Genomic DNA, 1,391 nt, shown 5'->3' with positions numbered 1-1,391 from the left:
AGAATTTTGAGCTGAGTGCGCTCGCGAAATTCAGCCCTTGGGTTAAAGCGCGCGATAATGATGAGCACTATTTTCGCCAACTGACCTTTCGCGATGAAGGCAATTATGGGCGTTATTATTCCGTGTTGGTGGACATCGGCTATTATCTGACATCCAGTGCCAGGGTATTTACCGCGCTGAGTTGGAATAAATATGGTGAGAGCCGGGGAGGCACGCAAATTATCGATCAGGTTTCCGGAGAACAAGAATATATTGGCGGCCATGCTGCGGGTATTGCCAATGAGTATTACACGGTAATAGCAGGCCTGGCATATCGTTTTTAATAATCTCAGCGCGGTTTGTACCGTAACGGGACTGTCTTGCACCTCAGCATATGGCGTCAGGATAAAACATCTAAAACAGTAAACTATTTTTGTTCAAAAAAATTGACTTATCACAGCAAATCACTTAGCTATTCATTAGCGAGTAGTGGCGCTATTCTTCTCTCCATCGAAAGCACTTCGTTTTCTTCCTAACCACAGAGATAAGGATTAGCATCATGAAAACCATCAAAACTTTTGCAGCAGTATTGGCCCTGACGTCTCTCTCTTTCGGCACCTTCGCCGCAGAGCAAATCGGTACCGTTTCCGTGAGCGGCGCTAAAACACTGAGCGGTTTTGAATCACAAGTTGCTGCTAAAGCGCAGGCCGCAGGCGCATCTTCTTACCGTATCGTTTCTGCTACTGGCGACAACCAACTGCGTGGCACTGCGGTTCTGTATAAATAAGTGAAGTCGAGCAAACGTTACAAGGGGAGCCAATGGCTCCCTTTGCTTATACCCGTCATACTTCAAGTTACATGTGCGTTGGCTGCACTCATTCACCCGAATCACTTACTTGAGTAAGCTCATCGGGATTCATTCGCTTGCCGCCTTCCTGTAACTCGAATTATTTAGGGTATACAAAAAAGCTAACGTTTTTTAAAAGCGGCGGCCAGTGCATCGCTCATGGCGCTATTACCTGCTGAGCTCTGTTGCTGTTTTGCTCGCGGTGTAGGAGTAGCAGGACGAGACCCGGTGTTACGTTGACCACTGCTGGCGCTACGGCGTGACGCGGTGTCACCCGGTTGTTCATCGAGGCGCATAGTGAGCGCGATACGCTTACGTTGCAGATCGACCTCCAGCACCTTGACCTTCACGATATCCCCGGCTTTCACCACCTTGTGCGGATCGTCGACATAGCGATCGGACAACGACGAGATGTGCACCAAACCATCCTGATGTACACCAATATCCACGAATGCGCCAAAGTTGGTGACGTTGGTTACTGCACCTTCGAGCACCATGCCCGGCAGCAGATCGTTGAGCGTTTCCACCCCTTCGGCGAAAGAGGCTGTTTTGAACTCCGGTCGCG

The 1,391-nt window shown here is 49.4% G+C and carries 3 protein-coding genes; 2 read left to right on the top strand and 1 reads right to left on the bottom strand.

All coding sequences use genetic code 11. The annotated features are described in order from the left end of the window. On the top strand, nucleotides 1-323 hold a 323-nt coding region (locus tag J5224_RS27835), incomplete at its 5' end, for an omptin family outer membrane protease (protein WP_264628364.1). Nucleotides 324-538: 215 nt separating this feature from the next. Then, nucleotides 539-766, top strand: coding sequence for a YdgH/BhsA/McbA-like domain containing protein (locus J5224_RS27830; RefSeq protein WP_264625087.1), 228 nt, complete (start codon nucleotides 539-541; stop codon nucleotides 764-766). 182 nt (nucleotides 767-948) lie between these two features. On the opposite strand, the gene J5224_RS27825 is transcribed toward J5224_RS27830, so the two are convergent. Further along, nucleotides 949-1,391 (bottom strand): S1 RNA-binding domain-containing protein (locus tag J5224_RS27825; RefSeq protein WP_264628363.1); only part of this gene is annotated, 443 nt, incomplete at its 5' end.

This window comes from Candidatus Symbiopectobacterium sp. NZEC135 (assembly GCF_025962695.1).
The sequence above is the reverse complement of the archived record's forward strand: the minus strand, read 5'-3'. Positions and strand labels throughout refer to the sequence as shown.

Coding starts and splice junctions, on each gene's coding strand:
- J5224_RS27830 (WP_264625087.1), top strand. CDS start 539: ATGAAAACCATCAAAACTTTTGCAGCAGTATTGGCCCTGACGTCTCTC.